General features: G+C 65.5%; 1 protein-coding gene and 1 pseudogene. Both read left to right on the forward strand.

The genetic code is table 11. From position 1 onward, the window contains the following. The first annotated feature begins 19 nt into the window (after positions 1-19). Entirely contained in the window at positions 20-820 is an 801-nt protein-coding gene (locus tag EN906_RS34860) for a class I fructose-bisphosphate aldolase (RefSeq protein WP_127266571.1), read from the forward strand. 3 nt (positions 821-823) lie between these two features. After that, positions 824-1,138 (forward strand): annotated as a pseudogene (locus EN906_RS38650) (permease); the annotation flags it as partial.

Here is a 1,138-nt window from a genome sequence, read left to right on the forward strand (position 1 = left end):
ATTGGAGAGTTTAGGACTCATGAGCCTCGGAACCAAGGTGCGCCTGGCGCGCCTCTTCTCACATCCGTCGGGGAATCTTTTTGGCGGCGCGGTCGACCACTTTGTCGGCTATGGCGACGTGCGCAAAGGAGGTCTTGCCGATCTGCCGGGCGCCCTTGCACGCGTCATGGTAGGCAAACCCGACTATGTCAGCATCCAGCCCGGCACCGCGCGCCATCTGTGGCCGCAATACGCGGGCAAGGCTTGCCTGGTGATCCAGGCCGGCTGCTTTACCCCAGACGATCGCATCAGTGAACTGATTGCAACGCCCGAGGATGCGGTGCGCGCTGGCGCCGATGCGTTGGCCGTGGCCATTCCGGTGCGCGGCGCGACCGAGGGCAAATACATACGCTGGCTGACCGATTCGGTGAACGCTGCGGCCCGTTACGGCATGCCGGTGGTGGCGCATATCTACCCTCGCGATTTCACCGACGGGGCAAAAATCGTCTTTACCCCCGACGAGATCGCCTATGCGGCACGCATCGGCTACGAGTCCGGCGTCGATGTGATCAAGATCGGTTACACGGGCGATTTCGAGTCGTTCCGAGAGACTATTCGGACCTGCCCGGTGCCGGTTGTGATCGCCGGCGGTCCGAAGACCGACACGCTGCTCGGCGCCCTTCAGCAGACGGCGGACGCCATCCGTGCCGGCGCGCGCGGTGCCGTGGTGGGCCGCAATCTCTGGGGGCACGGCGATCCGGAAAAGGCAGCGATCGCCTTTCGGGGCGTCATCCATGACGGCCTTTCGGCGCAAGACGCCCTGGCGAAGGCGGGTGCCTGAACCATGCCCGCCGTCCCTTCAATCCTCGGCTTCGGAGCTATTGCGATCGACGACATCGTCTATGTCGATCAGCCGTTGTCGGCGGGCAAGGGGAAGGTTCTGCAAAGTGCCCGAGCTTTCGGGGGAAATGTCGCGACGGCACTTGCCGCCGTCGCGCGGCTCGGCGGAAGCGCCGGGTTCGTCGGATGGCTGGGCAGTGCCGCCGACGACGCCGTGTTGTGCGATCTCGTTGCGAGCGGCGTTGAAACCGCGTTTGCGCCGCGCCACCCGCACGCGCGCCCGGTGCGCTCGCGGATCACCGTCGGTTCGGATGGGGAG

The organism is Mesorhizobium sp. M7A.F.Ca.CA.004.06.1.1 (assembly GCF_003999135.1).
GTDB lineage: Bacteria > Pseudomonadota > Alphaproteobacteria > Rhizobiales > Rhizobiaceae > Mesorhizobium.

Bases quoted from the DNA above. Each gene is read 5' to 3' on its own strand.
- EN906_RS34860 (WP_127266571.1), top strand. From the start codon at position 20: ATGAGCCTCGGAACCAAGGTGCGCCTGGCGCGCCTCTTCTCACATCCG.